Below are 26249 nucleotides of genomic sequence, written 5' to 3' on the forward strand. Positions count from 1 at the left end.
AGCACCCCTTCACTCACGAAGCGCCCGTACCGACTCGGGCTCGACTCCTTCTGCCACCGGCGAGGAGGGCCTGCGACCCTGGCCCCGCCGCCACGTCTCGAATGCCGCCGCCGTCGCGGCGATCGTCGCCACCCCCAGCACCAGCCCCGCGACCACGTCGCTCATCCAGTGCACGCCGAGCGCGATCCTGGTGTATCCGACGGACAGCGCCAGGAAGGCGGCCACCGCCCAGGCCACCCGCCGCCCCCAGCGGGGCAGCACGGGCAGCAGGATCAGCACGATGATGCCCGCGCCGAGCGTCGCGTTGACCGTGTGCCCGGACGGGAAGCTGTCGCCGGGGGCCAGCGCGACGGGGTCGGGCAGCATCGGCCTGGCCCGGTCGACGATCACCTTGATCGCCAGCCCGAGCAGCCCGCCCACGGTGATGGTGGTGACCGCCCAGGCGGCCACCCCGGTGGCGCCCTTGCGCAGCAGCCACAGGGCGCACGCGATGACGGCGATCCGCCACGGCCACGGCCCGAAGACGTCGGTCCACACGATGAGCACCCTGGTCACGCCGGGGTTGGCGAGCGCGTACGCGTGCAGCTCGGCGGCGACCCCCGCGTCCAGGTCGTTGAGGGGCATCTTGGCCACCAGCAGCAGCAGGCTGAACGGGATCAGAATGAGCCACGCGGCGAGGCCGGCCAGGGTCAGCCGCGGCCCCAGGCCGCGGGCCCCGAGCCGGCCACTCCGCATTCCCTCGTTGCGCATCCGCGCTCGGCTACCCCAACAGAACGCGTTGATTCCTGATCGGGGGCCGGCTCAGACTCCGGGCCACTGCGGCAGGCTCGCGGCGGACTCGCCGCCCGCCTCGTTGAAGGCGTTCATGGCCGAGATGAGCGCCTGGCGCTGGGTGGCGGACATGCGGGAGACGATCTCGCCGATCTGCTTCCTGCGGCGGGCCATCACCTCGTCCACGATGCGGTGCCCCTCCTCGGTCAGCCGCATCATGCTCTCCCGCCGGTTGTGCGGGTTGACCTCCCTGACGATCAGGCCGGCGCCGGCGAGGCGGTCGGCCATCCGCATGGCCGTGGAGGAGTTGACGTCGAGCAGCTCGGCCATGGTGACCAGGTTGACGCCGCCGTGGCCGGCCAGCAGCACCAGCATCCTGAACTGCGGCAGGGTGATCTTGTCCTCGACGGCCGCGAGTGACCGGGCGGCGACGGAGATGAGCAGCCGGGAGCCCGCGAGCACGGCCGTGATGACCGCGTCGAGGTCCTCACCGTCGTCGTCCACAGTCAATGGCACCTGTCGCCGGCTTTCCGGGGGCTCCTGAGTGTAACTTCCCAGTTTTATTGCACTGTGCAATGATAAATATGCGAACCGTTGCAAAGCGGAGGGGTGGAATGAGAAGCGCAGACCGCACCGGCTTCTCCTGGGCCGTCACCGAGAGTGACGACGCGGCTGTCCTGCGTCCTGCTGGTGACCTGGATCTGGCCTCCAAGGAGGAGTTCCGCAACGGACTGGCCGAGGCGCTGTCCTGCCTCAGGCCGCCGTCCGTGATCGTCGATCTGCAAGACGTCGCCTTCTGCGACTCATCGGGGCTCAACACGCTGATCTGGGCCGCCAACAGCGCCGAAGCCGCCGGAGGCACGCTCCGGCTGAGCGGCGCTCAACCACGCATCACCCGGCTGCTCCGGATGACGGGGCTGGACAAACGGTTCTGCCTCACGACGACCGGGTCGTGAGGCAGGTCGCGACGGTGCCGCCGGGTCAGCGCGGCCCGACGACCAGGCGCGGGTGCTTGTGCGTGCGCCAGCCTCCGGCGCCGTAGCCGAAGTCGCCGATCCTCAGGTCGGGGTTGCCGAAAGCGCCCTTGCCGCTGTTGATGGAGACCCACGCGCCCGCGTGGCCGAAGCCGAGGATGTCGGCCTGGGCGTCGCCCGTGAGGTCGGCGACGAAGCGCGGGTGACGCTCGACGCGCCAGCCGCCGGCGTCGTAGCCGAAGTTGCCGACGACGAGCTGTGGCGCCTGGAACGTGCCGTTGCCGTTGTTCAGCGACACCCAGGCTCCGGCGTAGCCGAACCCGATGATGTCGGCCCTGCCGTCCCCGGTCAGGTCGGCCAGGAAACGCGGATGGCGTTCGACGCGCCAGCCGCCCGCCTCGTACCCGAAGTTCTGCACCACGAGCTGCGGCGGCTGGAAGGTGCCGTTGCCGTTGTTCAGCGACACCCACACGCCGCCGTCGCCGAAGCCGACGATGTCGGCCCGCCTGTCGCCGGTCAGGTCCGCCAGGAAGCGCGGGTGGCGCTCCACCCGCCAGCCGCCCGCGTCGTAGCCGAAGTTGCCGACGACGAGCTGCGGCGCCTGGAAGGTGCCGTTGCCGTTGTTCAGCGACACCCACACGCCCGCGTAGCCGAACCCGACGATGTCGGCCCGGCCGTCCCCGGTCAGGTCGGCCAGGAAACGCGGATGGCGCTCCACCCGCCAGCCGCCCGCGTCATAGCCGAAGTTCTGCACGACGAGCTGAGGGCCCTGGAAGGTGCCGTTGCCGTTGTTGCGGGACGTCCACACCCCGCCGTAACCGAAGCCGACGATGTCGGCCCGCCTGTCGCCGGTCAGGTCCGCCAGGAAGCGCGGATGGCGTTCGACGCGCCAGCCGCCCGCCTCGTACCCGAAGTTCTGCACGACGAGCTGCGGCCCCTGGAACGTGGCGTTGCCGTTGTTGCGGGACACCCACACGCCCGCGTCGCCGAACCCGACCACGTCGGCCCGGCCGTCGGCGGTCAGGTCGGCCAGGAAGCGCGGGTGACGCTCCACCCGCCAGCCGCCCGCCTCGTACCCGAAGTTGCCGATCGCGAGCACGGGCGCGGCGAACTGGCCGTTCCCCTGGTTCCTGGAGACGTACATGCCCGCGTCGCCGAAGCCGACGACGTCGGCCTTCCTGTCCCCCGTCAGGTCGGCGGTGTACTCGATCACGGCGGGAAAGATGAGCGGCGAGGTGACCGCGCTCATCGCGTTGACGCGCCCGCCGCCCAGCATGCCGATGAAGCCGGCGTTGGTCGCGTCGATGTTGTCGCAGGTGCTCTCCAGGATCCGGCGGACCTGGAGGTTCGTCAGGTTGCGGTTGCGCGACCAGATGAGCGCGGCCACCCCCGCCACGTGCGGCGAGGCCATCGAGGTGCCGTCGAGGAAGGCGTAGCCGCCGTTCGGGAAGGTGGACCAGATGTTGACGCCGGGCGCGGAGACGTCCACGTTGGTGCCGAAGTTGGAGAACGTGGCCTTGCGGTCGGACTGGTCGAGCGCGGCCACCGCGATCACGTCCGGGTAGACGCCGGGGAACTGCGGGGTGATGTCGGTGTTGGTGCCGGCGTTGCCCGCGGCGAAGACCACGACGACGTTCGCGGCGACCGCGTTCTGGATGGCGGTCCGCACGCCCGCGTGGTCGCCGTTCATCCGCCAGCTGCAGTTGACGACGTAGCGGCGCTCGGCGTGCGCGCCGGCCTGGGCGGCCACGTAGTTGATCGCGTCGGCGCGGTTCTGGTTCATGCCGGTGGTAAGGTCCACGCGCAGCGGCATCACGCGGCAGAGCGGCGCCACGCCGACGACGCCGACCGCGTCGTTCACGGCGGCGCAGGTGCCCGCGACGTGCGTGCCGTGGCCGTCCTCGTCCTCGGGGACGGGGTCGCCGGTGTCGGCGAAGTCCCAGTCCTCCGCGCCGCGCGGCAGGATGTTGGCCGCCAGGTCGGGGTGGGTGATCGCGGTGCCGGTGTCGATGACGGTGAGGATCACCTCGGGGTCGCCCCTGGTGATCTCCCACGCCTCGCCGGCGTGGATGTCGGCGTCCGCGAGCCCGGCGGCGCCGTTCACCGTCTGGCCGGTGTTGCGCATGCCCCACAGCCTGCCGAAGTCCGCGTCGCCGGGGATGAACAGCAGCTTGCTGTTGAAGCCCACCTCGCTGGGCTCGGCGAAGGCCACCTCGTCCAGCCCGGACAGCTCGCGGATCGCCTCGAACAGGCCGCGCCCCTCCGGCACCGCCATCGTGTAGTAGCCGGGCGTGCGCTGACGCACCAGGACGCGGCTGCCCCGCTGCCCGATGATCTCCTCGGCGCGGGCCGCCTCGACGCCGGGGCGGAACTGCACGGTGAGCTCGTCCGGCAGGAAGTACCTGGACGCGCCGTGCTCGTCGATCATGACAGGGAGCGAGTTCGTGACCTCGGCCTGCGCGGCCACGTCGCCCATCCGGGTCGGGCTGACGTAGACGGCGGCGAAGCCCCGCTCCAGGTCGTAGCCCTGGCTGACGGACAGCAGGGCAGGGTCGGCGACGATCCGGTTGAGCGTGTCGATCTCCGCCTGGGCCCGCGGCGCGAACGTCACCATGGCCTCGTCGGGTTTGGCGGCGAAGGACGTGAGACGGCCGTTGGTCTTGTCGACGTAGCTGAACTCGCTGCCTTCCGCATGGGGAGTGGCCATGGCCCGGCACCTTCTTCACAGAGAGAGGAGAGGTGCCGACACTATGCAGCCGGTCACACCCTGTCGTCAGGGCACGACCTAGGGAAGTCCCTAAGACACCCGGCCGACCGCGCCGACGAGCGCGGGCGCGGCGAGATCCACCTCGACCTGCCGGTCCAGCTCCGAGTCAGGCCGCCACGACTTGACGGGGACGAGGCCGGGCTCCAGCAGGCTCAGCCCGTCGAAGTAGGCGCCGATCTGCCGCAGCGAACGGGCGATCAGCGCGCCCGGCCTGGTCGCCTTGTACACCTGCTGGCCCGCCCTGACCTTCGGGTCGCCGGTGTCCGGCGCGTAGAAGTGCGAGATCAGCAGGTGGCTGCCCGGCGCGAGCGGCGCGCGCAGCGTCTTGACGATGTCGCTCGTCTGCTGGTCGCCCGGCACGAAGTGCAGCACCGCCGACGTCAGCAGCCCCACCGGCCGGCTGAAGTCCAGGTGCCCGGACAGCTCCGGGTCGCTCAGCAGCGCCGCCGGGTCGGTGATGTCGCCCCACAAGGCCAGCGTGTACGGGTTGTCGGCGAGCAGGGCGCGGGCGTGCGTCAGGACGATCGGATCGTTGTCCACGTAGACGACGCGGGCGTCCGGCACGATCCGCTGCGCGACCTGGTGCACGTTCTCCTGTGTGGGCAGGCCGGCGCCGATGTCGAGGAACTGCCGCACCCCCTGCTCGGCCATGACGCGCACGGCGCTGCCGAGGAAGGCCCGGTTGTCGCGGGCCGTCTCACGCACCTCGGGGACGATCGCGATGATCTTCTCCGCCGCCTCCCGGTCCGCGGGGAAGTTGTCCTTTCCGCCCAGGTAGTAGTCGTACATGCGGGCCACGCTGGGAACCGTGGGGTCAACACCGGGCACGTCCGGCTCAACAGCACTCACGCGTCGTCTCCCTGCACCGAGGTGCCGCCAGCCTAGCGATCAGTCTGGTACGGGAGAAGTGCCCGTTCCAGCGCGGCAGGCCGCCGTCATGAGCGGCGGTGCGGCAGATCATCCGGACCGGCCCGCGCTCCGGATGCCCGCCCGGCTCCCGCACGCCGCCGTCGTTCGCCATGACGCCGGACCCTGGTGGAGACTTGGGGGGTGAGCTCCGACGACGACCGCCCCGCACCCCCGACGACCAGCGCCTCCATCGTGGTGCTCACGCTCGCGCGCCAGGTCGAGACCGAGCTCAACGCCGCTCTCTCGCCGCTCGACCTCACGGTCAGCCGGCTCGGGCTGCTCGGGCACATCGCCGCCATGCCCGGCGTCTCGTTCAGCGATCTGGCGCGGATGTCGGGCATCACCGTGCAGAGCGTGCACGCGGCGGTGAAGGCGCTGGCCGGGGCCGGGCTGGTGCGCGACAACACCGCCCGCGCCGGGTCGGCGTCGGCCATCGAGGTCACGGCCGAGGGGGCGCGGCTGATGGAGCGGGCGCGGGCGGCGGTGGCCGACGTGGACGAGCGGCTGTTCGGGGAGGGCGCCGACCCGATCCAGCGGCAGGTGGGCGACACGATCCGGGCCGCGTTCGCGGGTTAGAGCGGCTCGTCCGCCAGGTACGGGGGCGCTGGCTCGTACTGCATCTGCCCGCGCACCGCGCGGGCGTGGTCGCGGCCGTGGAGCCGCCCGACGAGCCACAGCGCGGCGTCGATCCCGGCCGAGACCCCCTGGCTGGTGAGCAGCTTGCCGTCCACCACGTACCGGACGTCCCGCACGACCGTGACGTCGCCCAGCGCCTCCAGCTCCTCCTCGTGGTCCCGGTGCGTGGCCACCCGCCGCCCGCGCGCCGGCCCGGCCGCGTGCAGCACGAACGCGCCGGTGCACACGCTCGCCACCCAGCTCGCCCGCTCCGCCGCCCCGGCCACCCAGCCGGTGACGGCGGGGTTGTGCATCTGCGTCTTCCTGGCGCCCCTGCCGCCGGGGACGAGCAGCACGTCCAGGGGCGGATGCTCGTCGAGCCCGTGGTCGGGCAGCACCCGCGTGCCCTTCGCGCAACGCACGGGCGCGGGGGCGTGCTCGGCGATCAGCACCGCGCGGTCGCCGCCGCCGCGCAGCGCCGCCGACATGGTGAAGACCTCCCAGGGGCCGGCGAAGTCGAGCTCCTCGGCGTCGTCGAAGATGAGCAGTCCGTACGTGGTCACGAGGCGCCTCCCTGGGCGTTGGCGTGGAATCGGTCGCGGTAGTCGGACGGCGCGACGCCGACGCGACGGTGGAACGTGCGGCGCAGCGTCTCGGCGGTGCCGAAGCCGCAGCGGCGGGCGATGACCTCGACGGGCTCGTCGCCGGACGCCAGCGCCCGCTGGGCCGCCTCGACGCGGACCCGCTCGACGTACGAGCCGGGCGGGACGCCGAGCTCGGCGGTGAAGCGGCGCTGCAGGTGGCGCGGGCTGAGCCCGGCGTGCGCGGCGAGGTCCTGGATGTCGTGCCGCGCGCCGGGGTCGGCGTGGATGGCCGCCACGGCGGCGCGGATCGGGTCGGTGGACGGCTGCGCGGACCACAGCGCCACGCTGAACTGGGACTGGTTGCCCGGTCTGCGCAGGAACAACACCAGGTGGCGGGCCACGTCGAGCGCCACCTCCTGGCCGAGGTCGTCCTCCACGAGTGCGAGGGCGAGGTCCATGCCGGCGGTCACGCCCGCCGAGGACCACACGCGCCCGTCCCTGATGAAGATCGGCTCGCTGTCCACCGTCACGGCCGGATGCTCCTCTGCCAGCCGCTGCGCGCGGGCCCAATGGGTGGTGACCCTGCGGCCGTCGAGCAGGCCGGCGGCGGCCAGCAGGAACGCCCCCGTGCACACCGACGTCACCCGGCGGGCCGTGGCGCCCGCGGCGGCGACCCAGCCGACCAGCGCCGGATCGCGCCTGGCCGCGTAGACGCCGCTGCCGCCCGCCACGACGAGCGTGTCCACGCCGCCGGACGGCAGCGTGCCGATGCCGTGCCCGGCGTGCACGGGCAGGCCGCTGCCGGTGTGGACGGGGCCGGGCTCAGGCGCCACGATCTCGCACGCGTAGCGGCCCGACCGCCGTCCGGCCTGCTGGAACACCTCGTAGGGGCCGGTCAGGTCGAGGGACTGGAAGCCGTCGTAGACGACGAAGACGATGCGGCGCTGACTCACCCCTTCACCCTGCTGGCCGCCGCCTCATGGCGTCAACGACCACTACCCCACACATCGCGCCATCCTCTTCCCTCCTTCAGGCAGCCTGAAGGATGAGTGTTAAGCTTCAGGCCACCTGAAGGTTTGGAGGGAGAACTTCGTGGAGCCTCTGCTGCTGTCCATCCACGTGGTCGCCGGCATCGTGTTCGTGGGCGGCTCCGCCATCGCGACCAGCCTGTTCCCGCGGTACGTGCCCGTCACCGGCGCCGACCCCGGCCAGGAACGCAGCCGGGCCGTCGCCACCGCGCTGCACCGCATCACCCGCGGCTACAGCATCGCCGGGCTGGTCGTGCCCGCGGCCGGCATCGTGCTGGCCTTCGTGCAGGGCCGCACCGGCGAGGTGTGGGTCGTCCTCGCCATGGTCCTCACCGCGGCGGCGGGCCTGCTGCTGGCCGTGCAGATCTACCCGCGCCAGCGGGACGCCCTCGCCACCCCTGGCGAGCGCGACCGGCTGCGCGCCCTGTCCATGCTCGCCGGGATCTACAACGTGTTGTGGACGGTCGTCGTGGTGCTGATGATCGTGCGGCCCGGCGCCGCCGCGGAAGGGGTGTGAGGCGGGGACGCCGGATCACCCGGCCATGCGGCCGTCCTGGCGGTGACGTTCCTCCTGGGCCGCCATCGACGCGCCCGCGCTCCCGTCCTCGATCGAGCCGGGCGAGTAGTAGCGGCGCAGCCAGTCGGCCAGCCCGTCCAGCCCCGGCAGCAGGACGCGCTCGGTGATGTTCGCCTGGTCCAGCCGCTGCCTGATCTCGGCCTTGACCTCGGACGGGATCAGCCACGCCCGCGCCGCCCCCGAGTGCTCCTCCAGCCACTGCTCAAGCTGGAACCTCGGATCGGAGAGCACCGACAGCACCGACGACTGGTTGACCACCCGCTCGTCCAGTGACGGCGGCTCGAAGAAGGTGAGGAACGGCCGGTCGCCGCCCAGCTCGTCGAAGCAGGGCAGATCGGCCGCGACCTTGGCCAGCATCTCGGTGGTGAACAGCAGCGCCCCCTCGGCGGCCAGCAGCTCGCTCAGCGGCTGCGGCAGCAGTTGGTGGACTGCGGCGCAGTCGATCGAGAGCAGCACGCCGTCGTCCTGCGGCCAGGAGGCGGTGGCGAAGTGCAGGGCGACGAGCGGGGAGAACGTCCAGTCGAGCAGGCGGGTGGGCAGGCCGTGGTGCTGGCCGAGCGCAAGCCAGTCCCAGACGGTCGGCCCCGGCGCCTGGCGGTGCGCATATTTCCGGAAATTTCGTATTAGGTGGGACTCGACGGCCGCGTAGTCGCCACGCAGCCGGGCCAGGCCCGACATGTGCGTGTACGCGCTGCGCGCCAGCCCGCGGAACACCAGCGTCGAATGCGCGCGCCCGGCACCGTCACACCGCCCCGCCTCGCCGACCGAGTCGTCCAGCTCCCGCCACGACGAGACCGTAACCACCTTCATCCCCGTTGCGTTGCCCCAGGTCATGCGCTTCACACGCGCCGGTCTCGACAACTTCGGTGACGCCCCCTACGTTCAGGTTTGACCTACGTCGTTCCCCCCGATGTGAGGTGACGTCCCATGGCTCTTGACCACGCGACAACCGATTTCCTCAAGCAGCTCGCCGACACGGGTGGCAAGCCGCTGCACGAGATGACCGTTCCTGAGGCCCGCGCCCTCGGCGCCTTCCTCGGCGAGCTGTACGGCAAGGGCCCCGCCATGGCCCGCGTAGAGGAGACCACCATCGCGACCGAGGACGGCGCCTCCTTCCCGGCCCGCGTCCTGGTCCCCATGGGCACGCCGCGTGGCGTCATCCTCTACTTCCACGGCGGCGGCTGGGTGCTCGGCGCGCTCGACGAGTTCGACACGCTGGGCAGGGAACTGGCCGCCCGCACCGGCTGCACCGTCGTCCTGCCCGACTACCGGCTCGCCCCCGAGCACCGCTACCCGGTCGCCGCCCGCGACGCCTACACGGCGCTGCGCTGGGTCGCCGACCGCATGCCCGGCATGCCCATCGTCGTCGCGGGCGACAGCGCGGGGGGCAACCTGTCCGCCGTCATAGCCCAGCGCGCCAGGGACGAGAACGGCCCGTCCATCGCGCTCCAGGTGCTCGTCTACCCGGTCACCGACTGCGACCTCGACACGAACTCCTACCAGGACCCCGAGAACCAGCTCATGCTCAGCCGCGACTCCATGGTCTGGTTCTGGGACCACTACGTGCCCGACCCGGCCCAGCGCGCCAACCCCGACGTCTCTCCCCTGCGCGCAGACGACCTGTCCGGCCTGCCGCCCGCACTGGTTCTGACGGCCGAGCACGACGTGCTGCGGGACGAGGGCGAGGAGTACGCGGAACGGCTGCGGCAGGCGGGGGTGCCGGTGGAGCTGAAGCGGTTCGATGGGCAGATGCACGTGTTCTTCACCATGGTGAACGTGCTTCCCGCCAGTGCCGCCGCGCTCGAACTGGTCGCTGAGCGGGTGGGGCAGCGGCTGGAGTGAGCCGACGGCATCGTGCGTACCGGCGCGCTGACCATCCGTCACGAACGGCTACGGAGCCGGCGCGCCACCACCCGGGGCGACGGCCTGCCCCTTCGCCGGGAGCAGGCCCAGCTTCATCAGCCGCAGCGCCGCGTCATGCAGCAAGGAGCTCTCCAGCCCCTCGTCGCTCGCCACGTCTTCGAGGGCCTGGCTGCTGATCTCGGGCAGCAGGAGGACCCGGCCCATCCAGCCCGGAACCTGACCGATGACGAGTCCCATGCCGCCGATCGCGTAAAGGACGGTGCCGTCGCAGGCGGGCTCGACAGCCAGAGCCCGGCACACCGCGGCGTCGTGCTCCAGGATGCCGAACCACGCCGAACCGTTGCTCCGGAACAGCTCGGTGCGGATGTCGAACGTGGCCAGACTCCCCGCCCGCACATGACTGATCAACGCCTTGAACAGTTCGTGAGTCGCCAGGAATCTCGCGTCGGCCCCGATGTCACACGGTCCGGCGCAGAGGAACTCGTAGAAACACTCCTCCAGCGACAGCCCTTTGTCGCCGTACGGGATCTCGCGGAACCGGTCGAAGTACGGCGAGGCGAGGAAACGTGCGCACAGGTCGGCGTCCTTGAGCCCCTGACCGGCGAGCAGCGCCAGCGTCTTCGGGAAGGAGGCCCGCAGACCGCCGTGTCTGTCGACGTGCCCGCGCAGGATCATGCTCTGGATCCGCGAGGTGGTCCTGGACAGTTCGTCCAGGTCGACGGCGGTCAGCGCGGTGCGCTGTGCCGGGGTCAGCGGCAGCGAAGCGCTCTCGGGCCCGCTGGCGATGAACTCGTCGCGGAACTCCTTGTGATAGATCAGCGCATGGAGAATCTCGACGAGACCCGTCTCATCGGGCATCCTCGCACCACCTTTCCGTGATGTCGGCCAGCCTGAGGTAGTTGGGCACCGTCTTGGGGGCGAAGTCGCCGCGGTTGTCGAACACCGGATCCTCGTAGGTGACCCCGATCAGGTTCGGGCAGAGCGGCAGCAGGTGCTCCAGCAACTCCAACTGCTCGTCCAGGAGGATCCCGTGGTGCAGGTCGCGGAACTTGTTCCCGACGATCTGGCAGCCCGACAGGTGGAACTCGATGCAGCGGTCCAGGGGAAGGAGCTCGAGTTCCCGCAGAGCGGCCTCTCCCTGCACCCCGCGGATCCACTGGTAGCTGATGATGTGGCCGATGTCGATCGTGGCCAGGACGTCTGCCGTCTCCACGACGTCCGAGAAGTATTGGAACGCGTTCTCGTGTCCCAGGCAGAACGTGCCCCCCTCGGTGAAACCGGGGAACTCTATGGAGATGGGAGCGTCCAGCAGCCGCCGCCATTGCGTCGCGTGCTCGACGCACATCTCCCTGCCCTCCGGCGTGAGCAGGGGAGGCAGGGGGTAGGGAAGCGACTTCCCGCGGAAGGACCAGATCCCCAGGTCTTCGACGACCCAGCTGAACCCGTACCTGGCGATGAGGTCATTCGTGAAGCGGGCGGTCTCCTCCTTGTCGAACGGCTCGGGGTTGCCGATGTTCAGCCGCGTGTGATGGAACACGCGCGGCATGTCCGCAGGCAGTAAGCCGCAGATGTCGTCATACGCGGCGTAGTAGCGGGCCGCTTCCAGCGGGCCGTAGTCGCGCGGCTGGAAGGAGAAGAAAAGATAGGAGAACGCGCCGAGCCGGCGTTCCAGGAACTCCCGGACGGCAGGCGTCACACCGTCGCCGCCCTGGCTTCCGCCAGTCGTGGAGAACCCGACGCGGCCGCCCCATGGCATGTCCAGGCCCACACCGAGACCCAGCCGCGACAGACCTCCGGCTCCGATCCGGCCCGCGGTCTCACCTTGTACGGCACCGGTGGCGCCATACGTGTCCACGCCCATTTCGCCGATCACTCCCACGCTCTGTTGTAGACGAATCGATGATGGAGACTCACCGCCCGGACGCGCCCCCTACGGCGCTTCGGTGTGAGCCGCCTGCCGCGTCTCGGTCTCGGCCTCCGCGGCGAGAATGCGCAGTCCACGCATGTTCATCACCACGAACAGGACAATCCCCGCGGCGCTGACCAGGTAGACCGCCCGGAGGCCGAGCCAGCCCGCGAGCAACCCGCCGGCCAGCATGCCGAGGGGTGAGAAGCCACTCGCGACCAGGCGGAACACGGAGGCGACCCGCCCCAGCAGCTCGTCCGGCACGAGAGCCTGCCTGATGGTGGTGCTGACCACGGTCCAGGCGACCAGGGGAATGCCCTGCGCGAAGAAGGCGACACCGACGACGACCACGGAGTCCGAGAACGCCACGGGCACCATGAGCAGGGCGTACAGGCCGATCGAGCCGTACAGGACCGGCTGCATGCCCCAGCGGCTGATCAGCCTGGATGACACGAGACCGCCGAGTACCGCACCCACCGAGGTCGTGGTGAAGAGCAGGGCATAACCGACCTCGCCGAGCTGGAGTTCCTGCGTGGCGTACAGGATGAAGGTCGCCTCGGGCATCCACCCGAACAGGTTCCAGCCGGCCACGACGAAGACCAGCGACCTCAGCGAACGCCGGCGGAAGAGCCAGCCAAGCCCTTCGGCCACCTGCCGGCCGAAGGATCCGGCCGGTGGAGCGGCCCTGGTCTGCGCGGGAGCGAGCTCGGACGAGCGCGCGAGACGGCTCAGGAAGTACGCGGACCCCGCGAACGAGAGGGCGTCGATGGCGAAGGGCAGGCTCTTCGAGATGGCGAAGATCGGCCCGCCCAGCGCCGGGCCGATGACGCCGTTCCCGAGCTCGGTGATCGTGGACAGGTAACCGTTCGCCTGCGCCAGCTTGTTCTTGGGGACGATGCTGGGCAGATACGCCACGGATCCGGTGCCGAAGAGAACCCCGCAGACGCCGAGGACGAACGTGATCACGAACAGTTCCCAGAGCACGAGCCGCCCGCTCAGCAACAACAGGACCAGGCCCGCGAGGATCAGTGCGCGCACGACGTCGACGATGACCAGCAGCCGCCGCCGATCGATCCGGTCCACCAGGGCTCCGGCCGGGAGCGCGAAGATCAGTGCCGGGAGCATGCCCGCGGCGGCGAGCGCGGCGATCGCCTGCGGGCTCGTCGTGAGGGACGCGGCCAGGAGCGGCAGGGTGACGAGCTGAATCCCGTCCCCGATCGTCGAGATGCCGGCCGCGGCCATGACCTCGGGGAACCCGCGCAGTCCCCGCAGGCCGCTCTTACCCTGGCTCACTTGTCTCCTCTTGCCTCGTGACCTGGTGACAACGGCGGGGGCTAGTCAGGGCAACGCTCCGCGATGCCGTACTGGAAGAGCGCCTCCGCCGCCTGCAGCGCCGTTCGTGCGTCGTCGGCCAGGTCCTTGACGTAAGCGGGGGCCCTCATCAGCACCTCGCAGGCGTCGGCCGCGCCGCCGCTCACGCGGAAGCGGCTGCGGCCCGTCTGGATCGCCGTCTCCTGGCCTCCGCGATGGACCACGGGCCACACCCCCGGCCGCAGCCGGAGCCTGTCCACCGCGGTGATGTCCGTCCCGGTGATCAGGTCCGAGAGCAGGTTCGAGCGGACGGCGTCCAGCATGCTGTCGTCCGACCTGAGAATCTGTTCGAGGACGCCCTCGCCGGCCGCCGCCTGCTGGACGGCCTGCGCGAGCCGCGCCGCCTGCCGCGGCAGTTCCTCCCGGATGGCGGCGACCAGATCGTCCCCCAGGGGAACGGGTCCGGCGAAGGAGGGCGCGCCCAACGCGGTCTGCATCAACGAGGTGAGCAGGTCGGACCACCTGATCGCGTTGATGCTGATGGTCACGTGCACGGACAGGCTGTCGGCGGTGCGCGCGAGGTGCGGCATTCCGCGCGGCACGTACAGGAAGTCGCCCGGGTCGAGGGTGTATTCCGCGGCCGGGCTCAGCTCCGCGGGCGGGTCGATCCCGAAACTGCGGTGTTCCCAGGGCCGTACCGGCTCGTACAGCGTCCAGTTCTTGCTGCCCCGCAGTTGGATGACCAGCGATTCGGCCGCATCGGCGTGAATCTCGAAGCCGCGGGCGTTCGAGGGCGTGATGAAGAGATCGGCGTCCACGCCCTGCCCGACCCGCATCTCGATGTCCTTGCAGAAGCGCCGGAGCCTCGGCAGATGCAGCGAGGCCGGCCGGACGACCAGAGTGGCGCCCGCGTCGATGAGACGCGAGACCTTCACGGGGTCGATCGTGTCCCGGGGTCCCACGTAGTCCGGGCCGACGTCCATGAGGTAGAGCTTCTCGTCAAGCAGCTGGTTGTCCTTCGCCATCCGGACGGAACTCGCCGGCAGGGGACGGCCTGTGACGCAGTCGTCGATCTCCGCGGTGGAGACCGGTACGGCGTCGGTGTCGAATGCGGCCGGTCTGTAGAGGTGGGCACGCGACAGCACCGTTTCGAAGAAGTACTCGGTGTCACCCACACATGACGCCAACGCGTCACTCATGATTCCTCCGGGGGGCGTCATATCATTTTTCTTTTATTGCTTCATCGGCGATCGAAGACGTACCAAATGTTGCCCTCGTATACCGGGAGGTCGGTGCGGCTCAGCGATTTGAGGTTCTTGTCCCAGGCTTCGCGAAACGTGAATCCGGCGGCCGACGCGATTTCCAGCAGCCGGTCACTGCTTATCGACACCTGATGCTGCAGCTCACTGAGGATCGTGTTTCCCGAGGCATCCCGGATGGTGACCCGTTCCAGCGACTCCCCCGCCAGCGTGTCGACGGAGAGCACCTCCCACGTCATCTCTCCCTGGGGCAGGCTCCAGGTGGCGCCTCCGGGCGTGGCGTTGGTATCCACCTCCAGCGCGAAGACCGCGCCCTCGACCAGCGAGCGGCCCATCAGCCGGATATGCCGCGACACCCGCCCCAGGCTGCCGAGATAGCGCAGGGAATTGGCGGCGGAGATGGCACCGCCGAAGAATTGCTGAATCCCGAAGCTCGCCATGTCGGCGACGATGGGCCGGAACCCTTCGAGCAGGCCCTGCGCCTCCACGTTGGCCGTGGCCGCCGCCACCGATCGTTCGGACACGTCCACGCCGTAGACCTCGGCCCCCTGCGACAACAGGGATATCGAGAGCCGGCCGAACCCGCAGCAGCAGTCGAGCACCGGCCTGCCGAGTGACGCGGCGGCCGAGGCCACCGCCGTGACGGCGGCGTCGGTGTCCTCGGCCGGGCCTTCCTCGTCGAGGTACCAGTCCGCGACGTCCGATTCGAAGAGGCTGCTCAGATATCCATGCCGCTCGAGCGCTTCCAGGCCTTCGCGGGTCAACTCGCTCCCGTTGCGGACGCCGTTGCGGACCACAATGGGGCCTCGCGGGTCACGGATGACCAGGTCGACCGAATCGACAATGGCCACCGCGTTGGTCGGCAGTACACGTAGCAGGCCGTCAGCGTCGAAGAGGATCATCGCAACACCGCTTCCAAGGCGCGCACGACCGTGCGCAGGACGAGATCGTGATGTCCGCTCCCGAGCGCCGGCGTCCATTCGAGCAGATCCACGCCGAGCAGCGGGCCTTTCACGCGGTCGATCGTCGCGTCGAGGTCCTGGGGTGTTCCTCCCGGGCCGGGAACGGGGAAGCGCACCTCAGGAAAGAGGTCCGGGTCGTAGTAGTCGAAGTCGAACGACAGCCAGCTCGGGCCATCGACGTCATACTCCAGGCGTCTGGACCGCAGCCGCTCGGACTCATGACGCCATCCCACTCCGTGCCACCGGTGACCGAAGTCCCGGCCCGCGTGGTGGGCGAAGGAGTAGTTGCTGAGGTAAGGCACCTGATAGCTGTCGTGATGCGCGTCCACGTGGATGACGTCGAGTGCTCCCACACACTCCCGGGCCGCCCAGGCGGTCGCGTAGGAGAGGGAGTGGTCGCCGCCCAGGAGGAGCGGAGCCAGGCCGTCCCGCAAGCAGTCGCCTACGGCGAACCTGACCATCGAGGGGATGTATCTGCCCAATGACCGCGGGATGGTCAGCTGTCCCGCGACGTGCGCGCGCAGGGATGCCGGCAGCTCTTCCAGCACCACATGCCAGGCCGGGCTTGCGCCACCGGAGCCGGGCACCTTCGTCCCGCCGTCGTAGTCGACGACGATCGCACGCACTTTGCGCATCGGAGTACTTTCGCGTCCGGCCGGATTGTGATCGCTCATACCGTCACCGGTGTGAAGTCACCGTCGGCGTACCTGCCGATGAAGTCGATGAACACTCCGCCGGGGTTCTTGTTGATGTTGCACGCGATCACGTCGGGGGCGTCGACGCGCCCCGTCTCGGCGTAGGCGTTCGAACGGCAGCCGCCACGACAACCGCCGGCCGCCGGACACCTGTGGGTGTTCTCGCAGTTGACCCCTCGATACCGGGTGAAGGTCTCCGAGGAGTACCACGCGTCCTCCAGCGACGTTTCGCGAAGGTTGCGCCCCGAGAACAGGGCGCTCTCGCGGCTCGTCATCGTCGGGCACAGCGCGATCTCGCCGTCCGCCGTGACATAGACCAGGTCCGCCCCCACCCCGCACTCCGGCTCCACCCCGGGCATGCCGGCGTCCGCGGGGTCGCACAGGCGTGACGCCCTGGCTCCCAGGCCCATCAGAGGCGCCACCGCTTCCCAGAACTCCTCGTGGCTGACGGCGAAGTCGTCACTGCCACCGACGATCCGGTCCAGGTTGACCATCTGGCCCAGCTGGCTGTGGAACCATGCCGCCGTCTCCCTGATGGTCGAGAGATTCTTCCGGTGCACCTGCGTCACGACCTTGGTCCTGAGGCCGGCGTCACGGGCCGCCCTGATGTTCCTCATCACGCGGGCCCACGAGCCCCTGCGTCCCCGGATCGACTCGTGGATCTCGGCCAGGTGTGACTCCATCGTCACCTGGACCTGGCGTGCCCCGCTCTGTGCGAGATGGGCGATCGCTCCGTCGTCGAGCAGGTATCCGTTCGTGTGGACGTCCACGACCATGCCGTGGGAGCGGGCGTGCGCCACCAGGTCCCGCCATGCCGGGTAGAGCAGGAATTCGCCACCCGTGAAGCAGATCTCACGCACCGCCAGCTCCGCCGCCTGGTCCAGCAGCGCGGCTATTTCGGCGGGCTCCAGCCGCTCGCGCCGGGTGGGAGCCGAACCGCTGTAACAGTAGTCACACGAGAAGTTGCAGGTCAGTGCGGTCTCGATCTGCATGCGCCGGAGCCAGGGCTCCGTCCTGACGGTGCGGAGAACGCCGTTGAGCTCCTTCTGCGGAGACAGCCACCCGCGGCCGACCGCCCTTTCCACGAACCCTGCCGCACGGTCGTCGGCGACCTGTCCCGGGTCGAGGAGATAAGGCAGCGTGACATCGGACAGAATTACCGGTGAATAGCCCTGCATACCCTGTACCTCAAGGGACTTACGATGCGGCCGGTGAGTGAACACGAACATGTAGGGCTCCATACGATCGCGTTTTTCAACTCCGCCTACACAAGGCTGAGTGGCACCCTGCGTAGGCGGGGTCATGAAATGCGAGCCGGCAGCCGTCAAGCTGCCGCCGACCTCAGATCAGCAGCTCAGGCGCTCTGCGGCGCCGACCAGGCGAGCTGAAACTCCTCCTGGACGCTCGGGCTGGCCTCCGTCGACGCCGGGCAGCGGTACGCCGAGACGAAAGCGATCTGGAGGACGGCCTGAAGGTCCTCCTCGGACTGCTTGGAAACCTGAAGGTCGTTGATGAGTTCCATGAATCTTCTCCTTTCCGTGGATGCGCGGAAAAGGACGCTACTGATCGCCGGGAAGAATTGTCAACGCTTTCATGACGAACGCGTTGAGCACCTATTTCGGCGCACTTGATCGCTCGCCGGGAAAGTGCTTTTATGGCGGTGGCCGATTTTCCCGTCCGCCCGCGTCATCCGGCGCCGATCGTCTCCGCGATGTCCGACCATGTCCTGGCGCACTCCCTCGCCACCTTGGCGATGGAGACCAGGCAGTGCGGCGGCACGCTCTCCGCGACCTCTGCCCATTGCTCGGTCGTCACCACCCTGGACTCCAGCCACCTGAGCAGCAGGCGGCCGGAGTCGGAATAGCGAAGCGACGGGTCACGCCGCAGAGTGTCGATCAGCCGGGTGACGTCGGTCCGTTCCGAGGCGGAGCCAGGGCCGTTCGGCGAGGCCCTCGGCTGAGGCAGGTCTTCCCCGGCGGGCCTCAGTCGATCAGGCAGGGGATCCACACCCGCGAGGACCCGCCGCCGCACGTCCTGGGCGGTCGCGATCGAGATGCCTGCCACTTGGGCGATCTCCCTGAGCGTCGCGTCCGGGCGCTCCGCGATCACCTCGCCGGCGACCAATCGCCCCCTCGCGGCGTTCAGCGGCCGGACCCTGCCGTCCGCGCCCGTTCTCGCCCCGGCCGCACCCGGCCCTTGCGCCTGCGCGCGCAGGGACGCCACGGTCGCCGCCGCCAAACCCGCCGACAAGGCGATCGCCCGGTCCGAGAGATGCGGCTGGGAGCGGACGATCCGTGCCGCCGCCGACTTCCGATCGGCCAGGCTCAGCGGCAGGCCATGTGAGACGTTCGCCTGGACGCCCAGCCGGAACGCCTCGGTGGTGGTCCCGTGAAAGAACCGCACCTCGATGTGCGTGCGACCGGCCAGCCGGGCAGCGGTGAGGCGGTGCATCCCGTCGATGACGCGCATGGTGGCGAAGTGCACGAGTATGGGCGGCAGCGGATCCTCCACCTCGGCCAGTGCACGGACATGGCCGAAATCGACTCCCTGCTGACGTGGCGAATCCGCCGCCGCCAGCTCGTCGAGCCGCACGCGTACGACGTCGTCGCCGATGAATCCGCTCTCCCGGTCCCCCGGCTCTGAAGAGCTTCTCTCCACGAAGCTTCCCTCCGATAGATCCGGCCACCGTACGAAGGAGCACGGGCCGCCGCCCGCCGGAACCAGTGCTTCAGCGGAACGGGCACAGTCGGCTCCCTCAACGCGTGCTTGATCGCGGACGACATTACGGAGGGGCGGTATGTTGCCGGTATGAGGCAACCTGCCGACGGCCACGGATGCGTTCAACCGTTCACTTCGAGCAGTTGAACGAGCCGGGTGTATTCGATCAGGGCTGAGTGGGTTTTCTTCGGCCGGTCCTGGCGGCGGGGAATGCGACGGCACGCCCCATCAACCCGTGCAGGGCGTCCCGGCTGTCGACGGAGGCTGCTCGGTTCCGCCATGAGTGACCGCACTCGACGCAGCGCTGGGTCACCAGGTATTCGCCACGCTCGTAAAGGACGCCGACCGGCTCCATCATTCCCCGGCAGGTGGCGAGGCGGTCACCGGGTGAGACATCGACATGCCGGGACCACAGGCAGCGCGGGCAGTGGTTCGTGTATCCCGTTCCCCGTACCTTTTTCTGGCAATTGGCACAGTCGAAGTCCTCGCGGCGGCGAACGAATCGCTTGGGACTTTCCGTCACGATGGCATGCCTCTCACAGCCGCTCTGCGGCTGATCGGCAGCGCAGAAATAATCAATGGGGCGACAGGGCACATATCCAAGCGACGGCGATCCCGGCTGTCACGTCCGCCAATTCTTTCGCCCATATCCGGATGGGCGTCGTTGACTCGGCTGGGGCCGCGGCATAAAGATTGCCTTTGACCTGTTTCCTTTTGCCGGTCGGCGGGCGGGTAAGCCCGCTCGCCAAATGCCCGCGTTCCGTTCTCGGGCGGCGCCTGCGCGGCCGAGGTGATGTGCTGGAGGCTTGGCCGGCGGCCTTGGAGCAGGGCGGCCCCGCTCCGTGGCGATCGTGAGAGCTCTCTGGACCAGCCGTTGTCCGGGACGGTAAGCCTGATGTCACCGGCCGTCCGCCCTAGGGAGAACCCTGGCCGTCCCCCTGTTGTCGGCCCCCGCGCCGCCGCCTATCGTTTCCGCGGACCTTCCGTCCCCGGAGGTGCGACGATGCTCCTCGCCAAGGTGGCCGCGCCGATGCCGGAGCTGAGGTGGCCGGCGCAGTTCTCGCTCGACGGGCTCGGTGACAGGGCCAGGCTGCACCTCCTCGTCCCCGAGGGCTACCTGGTCGAGGGACGGCTGGCCGCCGACCTGCTGCGGGCGGGCAGGGGGCTCGGGTGGCTGCGGCCGGAACCGTACGAGCTGGGGGCCGACGACCTGCGGCGCCTGGCGGCGGCGAGCGAGCCGGCCGGGACCGTGGTCATCCAGCAGCCGCTCGCGGGCACCACCGAACTCGGCGGCCCGTCACCGGCGCTGGCCGCCAGCGAGGTCGTCCTGTCGCCGTGCGCGGGTGACCGGGGGCTGGCGGTGTCCCCTGAGGCGGTGGTCGCGGCGGCCGGCGAGCTCGACTGCCCGCTGGGACGGGACGTCGCCGACCGGCTGGTGGCCGTGACGGGAGGGCGGTCGGCGGTCATCGACTCGGTGCTGCGGGCGGCCTCGGCTCGCGGCGGAGAGCTCGGCGAGAGCGGCGGGCTCGGCGGCATCGGCGTGCTCGGCGGGCGCGGCAGCCTCGGCGATGGTGGCGTGCTCAGCGGGCGCGGCGGGCTAAGCGGGCGCGGCGGGCGCGGCGGGCTAAGCGGGCGCGGCGGGCTCGGCGGGCGCGGCGGGCTCGGCGGGCTCGGCGGCAGTGGCGGGATCGGGGAGTGTGTCATGCGTGCCGACGGGCTGGCCTCGCTCGTCGCCGCCGTCACCTGGTGGCTGCTGCGGGACGCCGAACCTGCCCGGCTCCAGGCGCTGGGGCTGGCGGCGCGGCTCGGTTACGCGCACGACGACCTGTCGGCGCTGCGGCCCGCGCTGCGTGAGCCCGACAAGGAGCCCTGGTGGGAGCCGCTCGCCGGTGGCTGGTACCGGATGTTGCCGTTCTGGTCCACCGCGCTCTGCGCCCTGCGGCCCGATCGGTCGCCGGCCTTCCGCCAGCGGCTGGCGGTGGTGGCGGGGGAACTGGTGGGGGCCCATGCCGCGCGGGAGGCGGTGGAGCTGTCGCGCCGGGCCGGGGACCGGGAGCTGGTGGCCGAGCTGCTGGCGGAGACGGACCTTGGTGAGGAGGGGCACGAGGCGGGTGCGGGTGTGGAGGGGGTGACGGATGCGCGGGAGGCGTGGCGGCGGGCGAGGGCCGCGCTCGTCACCGGCGAGTTGAAGGAGGCGTTGTGGTACGGGCGGCGTGCGCGGGAGCTCGTGGCGGGGCAGGAGGACGGGGAGAGGGTTCGGCGTGCTCTGCGGCTCATGCGCCGAGCTGTGCGGGCGCGGTCGGCTCGCAAGCGCATGGTGCTGCTGCTGCAGGCGCTGGAGGCCACCACCCTGGCCCAGCCCACCATCTCGGCCCAGCCCACCATCTCGGCCCAGCCCACCGCCTCGGCCCAGCCCACCATCCCGCCACACACCCCCGCCCTGCCGCAGAGCACCATCCCGCCGCACAGCCCCGCCCCGCCGCACAGCACCATCCCGCCGCAGAGCCCCACCCCGCCGCACAGCACCACCCCGCCACACACCCCCGCCCCGCCGCGCACCGCCGCCCCGGCCATGGCCCTGGCACCCCGCCCAGCGCCGCACGATCGCGACGGGCGCAGCGGCGAAGGCGGGCCTGATGGCGGAGGCGGGCGGGACGGCCGAGGGGAGCCTGACGGCGTAGGCGGGGGCGGGGAAGGGGCCCGTGCCGACGTCGAGGCCTGGCTGCTGGGTACGTTCCGGATCCGGGTGGACGGCCAGCCGGTAGCCGAGTGGTCGGGCAAGCTGGGCAGATCCGTCCTGATGTACCTCCTCCTGTCCCACCCCAAGCCCATCCGCCGAGACGCCGTCATAGACGCCATCTGGCCAGGCGTCCCCGAGAACGCCGCCCGCAACCGCCTGAACGCCACCATGCACGCCCTGCGCGCCGACCTCCGCAAGGTCTCCCCCGGCAGGCAGCTCATCGTGTACGAACGGGAGACCTACGCCCTGTCCCCCGAGCTGTCGATCTGGCTGGACATCGAGGCGTTCACCGGCGGCTGCGCCACGGCGACCCGGTCGAGGGCGGAGGAGGAGCGGCGGGAGGAGGCCATCGCCCGGCACGAGGCGGCCAGGGCGCTGTACGAGGGCGACCTGCTGGAGGACGCCCCGTACCTGGACTGGGTGGTGCCGGAGCGGGAGCGGCTGAGCGCGGCGCACGTCGATCTGCTCGACGGGCTGGCCGTCCTCTACCTGGAGGCGGGCGCGTACGCGAAGTGCGTCGACACCTGCCGGCAGGTCCTGGCGAGGGACTCCTGCCGGGAGCAGACCCACCGCCTGCTCATGCGCTGCCACGCCCGCCAGAACCAGCCGCACAAGGCGCTCGCCCAGTACGAGACCTGCCGCAGGGAGCTGGACGCCGTCCTCGGCATGACTCCCAGCCCCGAGACGCACGCCCTGTACGAGTCGGTACGCCGCCACCTGGCCGTCTGAACAACCAGGCCGCCACCGATGCCACCGGTCGCGCGGTCACCGGTCGCGCAGTCGCGCCCGCTCCCCGATGAAGGCCAGCAGCCGTTCGGCGTCCCAGCCGCGCACCCGCGAGACGTCGTCCGTCTGATGGTGCCGGATCTCGCAGTTCAGCACCTCCCTGCTGCCGCTGTCGGCGGTCACCGTCAGAGTGAACGTGTGCCGCTCCGGCACGGCCCTGCGCTCCTCGGCGGCCAGCCTGGCGGCCTGGCCGATCCAGTCCTGCTTGGTCAGCCGTTCCGCGCCGATGCCCGCCGGTTGCATGATGGCGGCGAGCTCCGCGACCGTCAGGGCGGAGAGCTGCTCGAACGTGGTGACGCCCGCCTTGTTCAGCAGTGCGGACGTCTTCGGCCCGACGCCCTTGACCCGCTGGAAGTCGTCCTCCGCCGGGGCTCGCGCGGCGCCCTCCACGAGCACCTGGTGGCCGAGGCCCGCGTTGTCGTCGCGGGTCCACAGGCCGGAGCGGTCGGTGACGAGGATCTCGCAGCAGTACCGGCCCGGCGGCAGGTCGCTCAGGTCGGCGCGGTGCTCGCGGCCGAAGCCGTCCTCGGCGCGTTCCGCCACGTGCCTGCCGATGGCCAGGCGGGCTGGGGCGGTGTGGCAGCGTACGCGCCAGGAGCAGTCCACGTCCGTCTCCCACACCAGCGTGGCGCCCTCGACGCGCGGGCCGGCGACGCGGGGGAAGGCGGCGGTGGCGGCGATCTCGACGGCGCGCGTCACGTCCAGCTTCCCCGCTCCCCACGCGGGGCCGGCGTCCGGCGCTTCGGCTTCCCGCGCGCCGGTCGCCGTCGTCGGCTCCTGCCCCTCGAAAGGACTCTCGATGGGGCGGGCGGCGCGGCGCAGGAGCTGGCCCGCCTGCTCACTCGTGAGCCCCCCGAGCCGGTTCGCGGCGCGGGCGGACGTCATGAGGGCGACGGCCCCGCAGACGTGCGGCGCGGCCATGCTCGTGCCCGCCATGAGGGTGTGCAGCAGGTCGGGCTGCGGCGGGAGTGCGCTGTTGGCGCAGCGGGCGGAGGCGATGGTCTCGCCGGGCGCGGTCAGGTCGGGTTTGGCGTCCCCGAGCCGGGTGGGGCCGTGGCTGCTGAAGGCGGACAGCCCGCCGTGCCCGGGCCCCCAGTCGGCGGGGCGGGTGGCGTAGGAGCCGACGGTGACGAGGCGGCGGGACGTGCCCGGGGTGGTGATGGTGCGGGCCGGGTCGGCGCAGGCGTCCGAGAAGCGGCTCTGCGACGCCTCGTCGCGCGGCGCGCGCTCGATCCACGCGTCGAAACGCCCATGCCGGACGGTCCCGCCGCGCAGCAGCAGCCGCCAGACGCCCGGCTCAACGCCCTGGCCAGACCGCCCGGAGATGATGACCGTGGTGGTGGTGTCGCCGCTGCCCGAGACGTCGCTCTCGCTGTCGATCAGGACGCGGTCGCCGCGCCGCGTGGTGAACGTCTGCTCCTCCCCCGGCGCCGTGAACGCGGGCTGCGGCCCGCTGGGCGGCACGACGCCCACGCTGATCTGGTCCTCGCCGTCGAACCACACCTCCACGACGTCGTCCTCGGCGTCCCCCGGCTGGACGACCAGGTCGAGCGTGACGACCTCGCCCTCGCCGATGGTGCCGCCCGCGTGGGTGCGCCGGGCCCGCTCGTTGCCGGCCGAGGTGACGATGACGACGCCGGGGCGGCGGGCGTAGGCGTCGAGGGCCCGTTCGAGGAGGGACTCGCCGCAGTGGCCGCCGGCGTTCGTGCCCACGCTGACGTTGACGGCGACGGGACGGCCCTCGGCCCGCCGTACGACGTAGTCGACGGCGGCGACGAGCTGCGTGGAGCGGCCGAGCGCGCCGCCTGGCGAGGCGGGGAGGGCGACCACGATGAGGTCGGCGTGCGGCGCGATGCCCTGGTAGGCGCCGCCGAGGTGGGTGTCGTCGCCGGCGGCGATGCCGGCCACGTGGGTGCCGTGCCCGCCCGGCGCGTCCTCGTGCGGGACGATGTCGGTGGGGCGCGGGTCGCCGAGCGCCTTGTCGAGGTCCTCCTTGGCGTACTCGGCGCCGTACGGGACGGAGCCGCCGGCGGTCGCGGTCGCGGACTGGTCCCAGAGGTGCAGGATGCGGGAAATGCCGCCCGGGTGGCGGAAGGCGGGGTGCGTGTAGTCGATGCCGGAGTCGATGACGGCGACGATGGCGCCTTCGCCGTGGAGCGGTCCTGAGCCGGTGGGCGACTCGACGGCGGCGCGCACGTCGCGGCGGGAGATGTTGAGTTCGGGGAACAGGGGTCTGGACGATTCGACGCGCAGGACCGATTCGTGCCGGGAGAGTTCGTCGAGCCGGGTGACCGGCACGCGGGCGACGAAGAGGCCGCCGCCGGGGTGAGGGCGCCCGGCGTCGGACGGGCTCGCGTGGATCCGCACCCCCGGCACGTCGTCGGACCACCGGCGGTCACCAGCGCTGACCAGCACCTCGACCGTGCCGTCCGCCGTGCCCTCCGCCGTGCCCTTCGCCGTGCCCTTCGCCGTGCCGTCCGCCGTCGTCTCGGCCCCCACCCCCGGCCGCCACCCCACCCGTTCGGCCAGCGCCGTGCCCTCGATCCCCGCCTGCTCCCTGGCCCGCGCGAGGAGGTGCCGCAGGCGTGCGTCCAGCGTTCTCATGCTTTCTCCCTGCCCTTGCGTCTGGTGCCGGCCTCCGTACGCCCTCATGCCGGGCCACGCGCGGCTTCTCAGGCAGTCGCGCGCGGCCCGGCGGACGGCGGTGAGCGAGGAGGAACCCTCCAGGCTCACCGCGCAGTCATGTGATCAGGAGTAGACCAGCATCCTGACCGGCGTCTCCTCGACGATCCCCGGCAGGATGTCGGGCAGGCCGAGGAAGCCCGGCTGCAGGTCGGGCCGGTACCACCGGCTGGCGAAGCCGGCGAACGGCGGCAGGCCGACGCCGACGCCGAGGATGTCCACGGTGAGGTGGATCTCCAGCGGGCGCGGCCGGCCCTCGGCGGGCCTGGGGTCGGTCGGGATGCGCATCGGGATGATGTTGATGTAGTCGGGGCCGAACGCCGCCGGGTTCGGGCTGAGCGTCGGGCCCGGGGTGACGGAGTTGAGCTCGACGGACACGCCGCGCACCTGGTAGATGAACGGCGCCATGACTTCGGCCGCCGAGGGTCCGCCGAGCAGCGACATGGGGTTGCGCCAGAGCACGGCGAAGAGGTACACGTTCTCGCCGTAGTGGACGACCCTGGCCGGCTGGAGCGGCCCGCCGAAGTAGGGCTCCCGGTAGGGGCCCATGGCCATGAGGTCGAACCAGAGGTACGGCGGGTGGGTGGGCGTCACGGGGGTGGCGGCCCGCGTGACGCCCTGCTGCTGGATGCGGCCCTGCTCGGGGCCGCGCTGCTGTTGCTGCTCGGGCGCGCGCAGTTGCTCGGCCGTGGGGAGTTGCTCGGCCTGGCGCTGCTGCTCGGGGGCGCGCTGCTGCTCGGCCGAGCGGGAGAACTCGGCGGCGCGGGCGTACTCGGGGGCGCGCGCGTACTCGGCGGAGCGGGAGGACTCGGACTGGCGCTGCTGCTCGCGGGCGTCGGGGTACTGGCCGCGGGCGGCCCTGTCGGCGAGCTCGCGGTACTTCTGCCTGTATTGCGCCGTGAAGTGGTCGAGGCTGGCCACGGCCTCCCGCATGACCTGCTGGATCCGCTGGTCGGCCAGCAGCTCCCTGGTCTCCTGGTTCGGCTGGAGGTCCGCGATCTGCTGGTGCGTGGCGCTCCGCACGTCGGTGATCGACATTGATCTGCCCCTCGCGTCGGGCGGGCTCACTGTCCCGCGTGCCCGTCAACCTGGCACGCCCCGC

24 protein-coding genes are annotated in these 26249 nt (G+C 70.9%); 5 read left to right on the top strand and 19 right to left on the bottom strand.

Translation table 11 applies throughout. The features are described from left to right. Window positions 1-9: 9 nt before the first annotated feature. Both FXF51_RS27420 and FXF51_RS27425 read right to left on the bottom strand, forming a co-directional pair. Window positions 10-750 (bottom strand): phosphatase PAP2 family protein, encoded by a 741-nt coding sequence (locus FXF51_RS27420; protein WP_262379873.1) that lies wholly within the window; start codon window positions 748-750, stop codon window positions 10-12. Window positions 751-801: 51 nt separating this feature from the next. Beyond that, window positions 802-1275: a MarR family winged helix-turn-helix transcriptional regulator gene (locus FXF51_RS27425; RefSeq protein WP_262379874.1), complete on the bottom strand. Its 474-nt coding sequence runs from the start codon at window positions 1273-1275 to the stop codon at window positions 802-804. A gap of 110 nt (window positions 1276-1385) precedes the next feature. Between FXF51_RS27425 and FXF51_RS27430 the strand changes: the two genes are divergently transcribed. After that, on the top strand, window positions 1386-1727 hold the full coding sequence (locus FXF51_RS27430; protein WP_187414595.1) for an STAS domain-containing protein: 342 nt from the start codon (window positions 1386-1388) through the stop codon (window positions 1725-1727). Window positions 1728-1752: 25 nt separating this feature from the next. Here the strand turns inward: FXF51_RS27430 and FXF51_RS27435 are convergent, their stop codons facing one another. Together FXF51_RS27435 and FXF51_RS27440 are read right to left on the bottom strand one after the other, a co-directional pair. Further along, a complete protein-coding gene (locus FXF51_RS27435; RefSeq protein ID WP_148437551.1) occupies window positions 1753-4452 on the bottom strand; it encodes a S8 family serine peptidase in 2700 nt (899 codons plus the stop codon). A 90-nt stretch (window positions 4453-4542) separates the two neighbouring features. After that, window positions 4543-5361: an SAM-dependent methyltransferase gene (locus tag FXF51_RS27440; RefSeq protein ID WP_262379875.1), complete on the bottom strand. Its 819-nt coding sequence runs from the start codon at window positions 5359-5361 to the stop codon at window positions 4543-4545. A 201-nt stretch (window positions 5362-5562) separates the two neighbouring features. Here FXF51_RS27440 and FXF51_RS27445 point away from each other — a divergent pair, with 201 nt between their 5' ends. Then, the gene (locus FXF51_RS27445; protein ID WP_148437552.1) at window positions 5563-5997 is read left to right on the top strand and encodes a MarR family winged helix-turn-helix transcriptional regulator; all 435 of its coding nucleotides are present in this window, start codon (window positions 5563-5565) and stop codon (window positions 5995-5997) included. Here FXF51_RS27445 and FXF51_RS27450 read toward each other — a convergent pair. Further along, window positions 5994-6599, bottom strand: coding sequence for a DJ-1/PfpI family protein (locus FXF51_RS27450; protein ID WP_148437553.1), 606 nt, complete (start codon window positions 6597-6599; stop codon window positions 5994-5996). The two genes, FXF51_RS27445 and FXF51_RS27450, sit on opposite strands and share 4 nt — an antisense overlap. Next, on the bottom strand, window positions 6596-7573 hold the full coding sequence (locus FXF51_RS27455; RefSeq protein ID WP_148437554.1) for a GlxA family transcriptional regulator: 978 nt from the start codon (window positions 7571-7573) through the stop codon (window positions 6596-6598). The genes FXF51_RS27450 and FXF51_RS27455 overlap by 4 nt, the downstream gene beginning before the upstream one ends. Window positions 7574-7712: 139 nt before the next feature. On the opposite strand from FXF51_RS27455, the gene FXF51_RS27460 reads away from it, so the two are divergent. Further along, window positions 7713-8165, top strand: coding sequence for a hypothetical protein (locus FXF51_RS27460; RefSeq protein WP_148437555.1), 453 nt, complete (start codon window positions 7713-7715; stop codon window positions 8163-8165). 15 nt (window positions 8166-8180) lie between these two features. Here FXF51_RS27460 and FXF51_RS27465 read toward each other — a convergent pair whose 3' ends face one another. After that, a complete protein-coding gene (locus FXF51_RS27465; protein WP_148437556.1) occupies window positions 8181-9035 on the bottom strand; it encodes an FRG domain-containing protein in 855 nt (284 codons plus the stop codon). Between the two features lie 117 nt (window positions 9036-9152). Between FXF51_RS27465 and FXF51_RS27470 the strand changes: the two genes are divergently transcribed. After that, window positions 9153-10067, top strand: coding sequence for an alpha/beta hydrolase (locus tag FXF51_RS27470; protein WP_148437557.1), 915 nt, complete (start codon window positions 9153-9155; stop codon window positions 10065-10067). Between the two features lie 48 nt (window positions 10068-10115). On the opposite strand, the gene FXF51_RS27475 is transcribed toward FXF51_RS27470, so the two are convergent. The 10 genes from FXF51_RS27475 to FXF51_RS63840 form a co-directional block, all read right to left on the bottom strand. Then, window positions 10116-10946 (bottom strand): hypothetical protein, encoded by an 831-nt coding sequence (locus FXF51_RS27475; protein ID WP_148437558.1) that lies wholly within the window; start codon window positions 10944-10946, stop codon window positions 10116-10118. Continuing rightward, complete coding sequence (locus FXF51_RS27480; RefSeq protein ID WP_187414596.1) at window positions 10936-11784, bottom strand: DUF692 family multinuclear iron-containing protein; 849 nt, start codon at window positions 11782-11784, stop codon at window positions 10936-10938. Before FXF51_RS27480 ends, FXF51_RS27475 begins: the two co-directional genes overlap by 11 nt. A gap of 234 nt (window positions 11785-12018) precedes the next feature. Continuing rightward, on the bottom strand, window positions 12019-13287 hold the full coding sequence (locus FXF51_RS27485; RefSeq protein WP_148437560.1) for an MFS transporter: 1269 nt from the start codon (window positions 13285-13287) through the stop codon (window positions 12019-12021). A 41-nt stretch (window positions 13288-13328) separates the two neighbouring features. Beyond that, window positions 13329-14504: a JmjC domain-containing protein gene (locus FXF51_RS27490; protein WP_187414597.1), complete on the bottom strand. Its 1176-nt coding sequence runs from the start codon at window positions 14502-14504 to the stop codon at window positions 13329-13331. A 41-nt stretch (window positions 14505-14545) separates the two neighbouring features. Beyond that, complete coding sequence (locus FXF51_RS27495; protein ID WP_187414598.1) at window positions 14546-15466, bottom strand: class I SAM-dependent methyltransferase; 921 nt, start codon at window positions 15464-15466, stop codon at window positions 14546-14548. Beyond that, on the bottom strand, window positions 15463-16200 hold the full coding sequence (locus FXF51_RS27500) for an arginase family protein (RefSeq protein ID WP_148437563.1): 738 nt from the start codon (window positions 16198-16200) through the stop codon (window positions 15463-15465). Before FXF51_RS27500 ends, FXF51_RS27495 begins: the two co-directional genes overlap by 4 nt. Beyond that, window positions 16197-17213: a radical SAM/SPASM domain-containing protein gene (locus FXF51_RS27505; protein ID WP_187414599.1), complete on the bottom strand. Its 1017-nt coding sequence runs from the start codon at window positions 17211-17213 to the stop codon at window positions 16197-16199. Before FXF51_RS27505 ends, FXF51_RS27500 begins: the two co-directional genes overlap by 4 nt. Window positions 17214-17575: 362 nt before the next feature. After that, on the bottom strand, window positions 17576-17743 hold the full coding sequence (locus FXF51_RS61010; RefSeq protein WP_187414600.1) for a hypothetical protein: 168 nt from the start codon (window positions 17741-17743) through the stop codon (window positions 17576-17578). 164 nt (window positions 17744-17907) lie between these two features. Then, entirely contained in the window at window positions 17908-18879 is a 972-nt protein-coding gene (locus tag FXF51_RS27510; RefSeq protein ID WP_222871495.1) for a ParB/RepB/Spo0J family partition protein, read from the bottom strand. 226 nt (window positions 18880-19105) lie between these two features. After that, entirely contained in the window at window positions 19106-19534 is a 429-nt protein-coding gene (locus tag FXF51_RS63840; protein WP_411268383.1) for an RNHCP domain-containing protein, read from the bottom strand. A gap of 408 nt (window positions 19535-19942) precedes the next feature. Here FXF51_RS63840 and FXF51_RS27520 point away from each other — a divergent pair, with 408 nt between their 5' ends. Continuing rightward, window positions 19943-22408, top strand: coding sequence for a BTAD domain-containing putative transcriptional regulator (locus FXF51_RS27520; RefSeq protein ID WP_148437565.1), 2466 nt, complete (start codon window positions 19943-19945; stop codon window positions 22406-22408). Window positions 22409-22444: 36 nt separating this feature from the next. Here FXF51_RS27520 and FXF51_RS27525 read toward each other — a convergent pair whose 3' ends face one another. Then, window positions 22445-25069 (bottom strand): S8 family serine peptidase, encoded by a 2625-nt coding sequence (locus FXF51_RS27525; RefSeq protein ID WP_148437566.1) that lies wholly within the window; start codon window positions 25067-25069, stop codon window positions 22445-22447. A gap of 144 nt (window positions 25070-25213) precedes the next feature. Then, window positions 25214-26185 carry a hypothetical protein gene (locus FXF51_RS27530; protein ID WP_148437567.1) on the bottom strand — a complete coding sequence of 324 codons (972 nt, stop codon included), beginning with the start codon at window positions 26183-26185 and terminating at the stop codon, window positions 25214-25216. Between the last annotated feature and the right edge of the window lie 64 nt (window positions 26186-26249).

The sequence above is a fragment of the Nonomuraea sp. PA05 genome (assembly GCF_008086045.1).
Taxonomy (GTDB): Bacteria; Actinomycetota; Actinomycetes; order Streptosporangiales; family Streptosporangiaceae; genus Nonomuraea; species Nonomuraea monospora.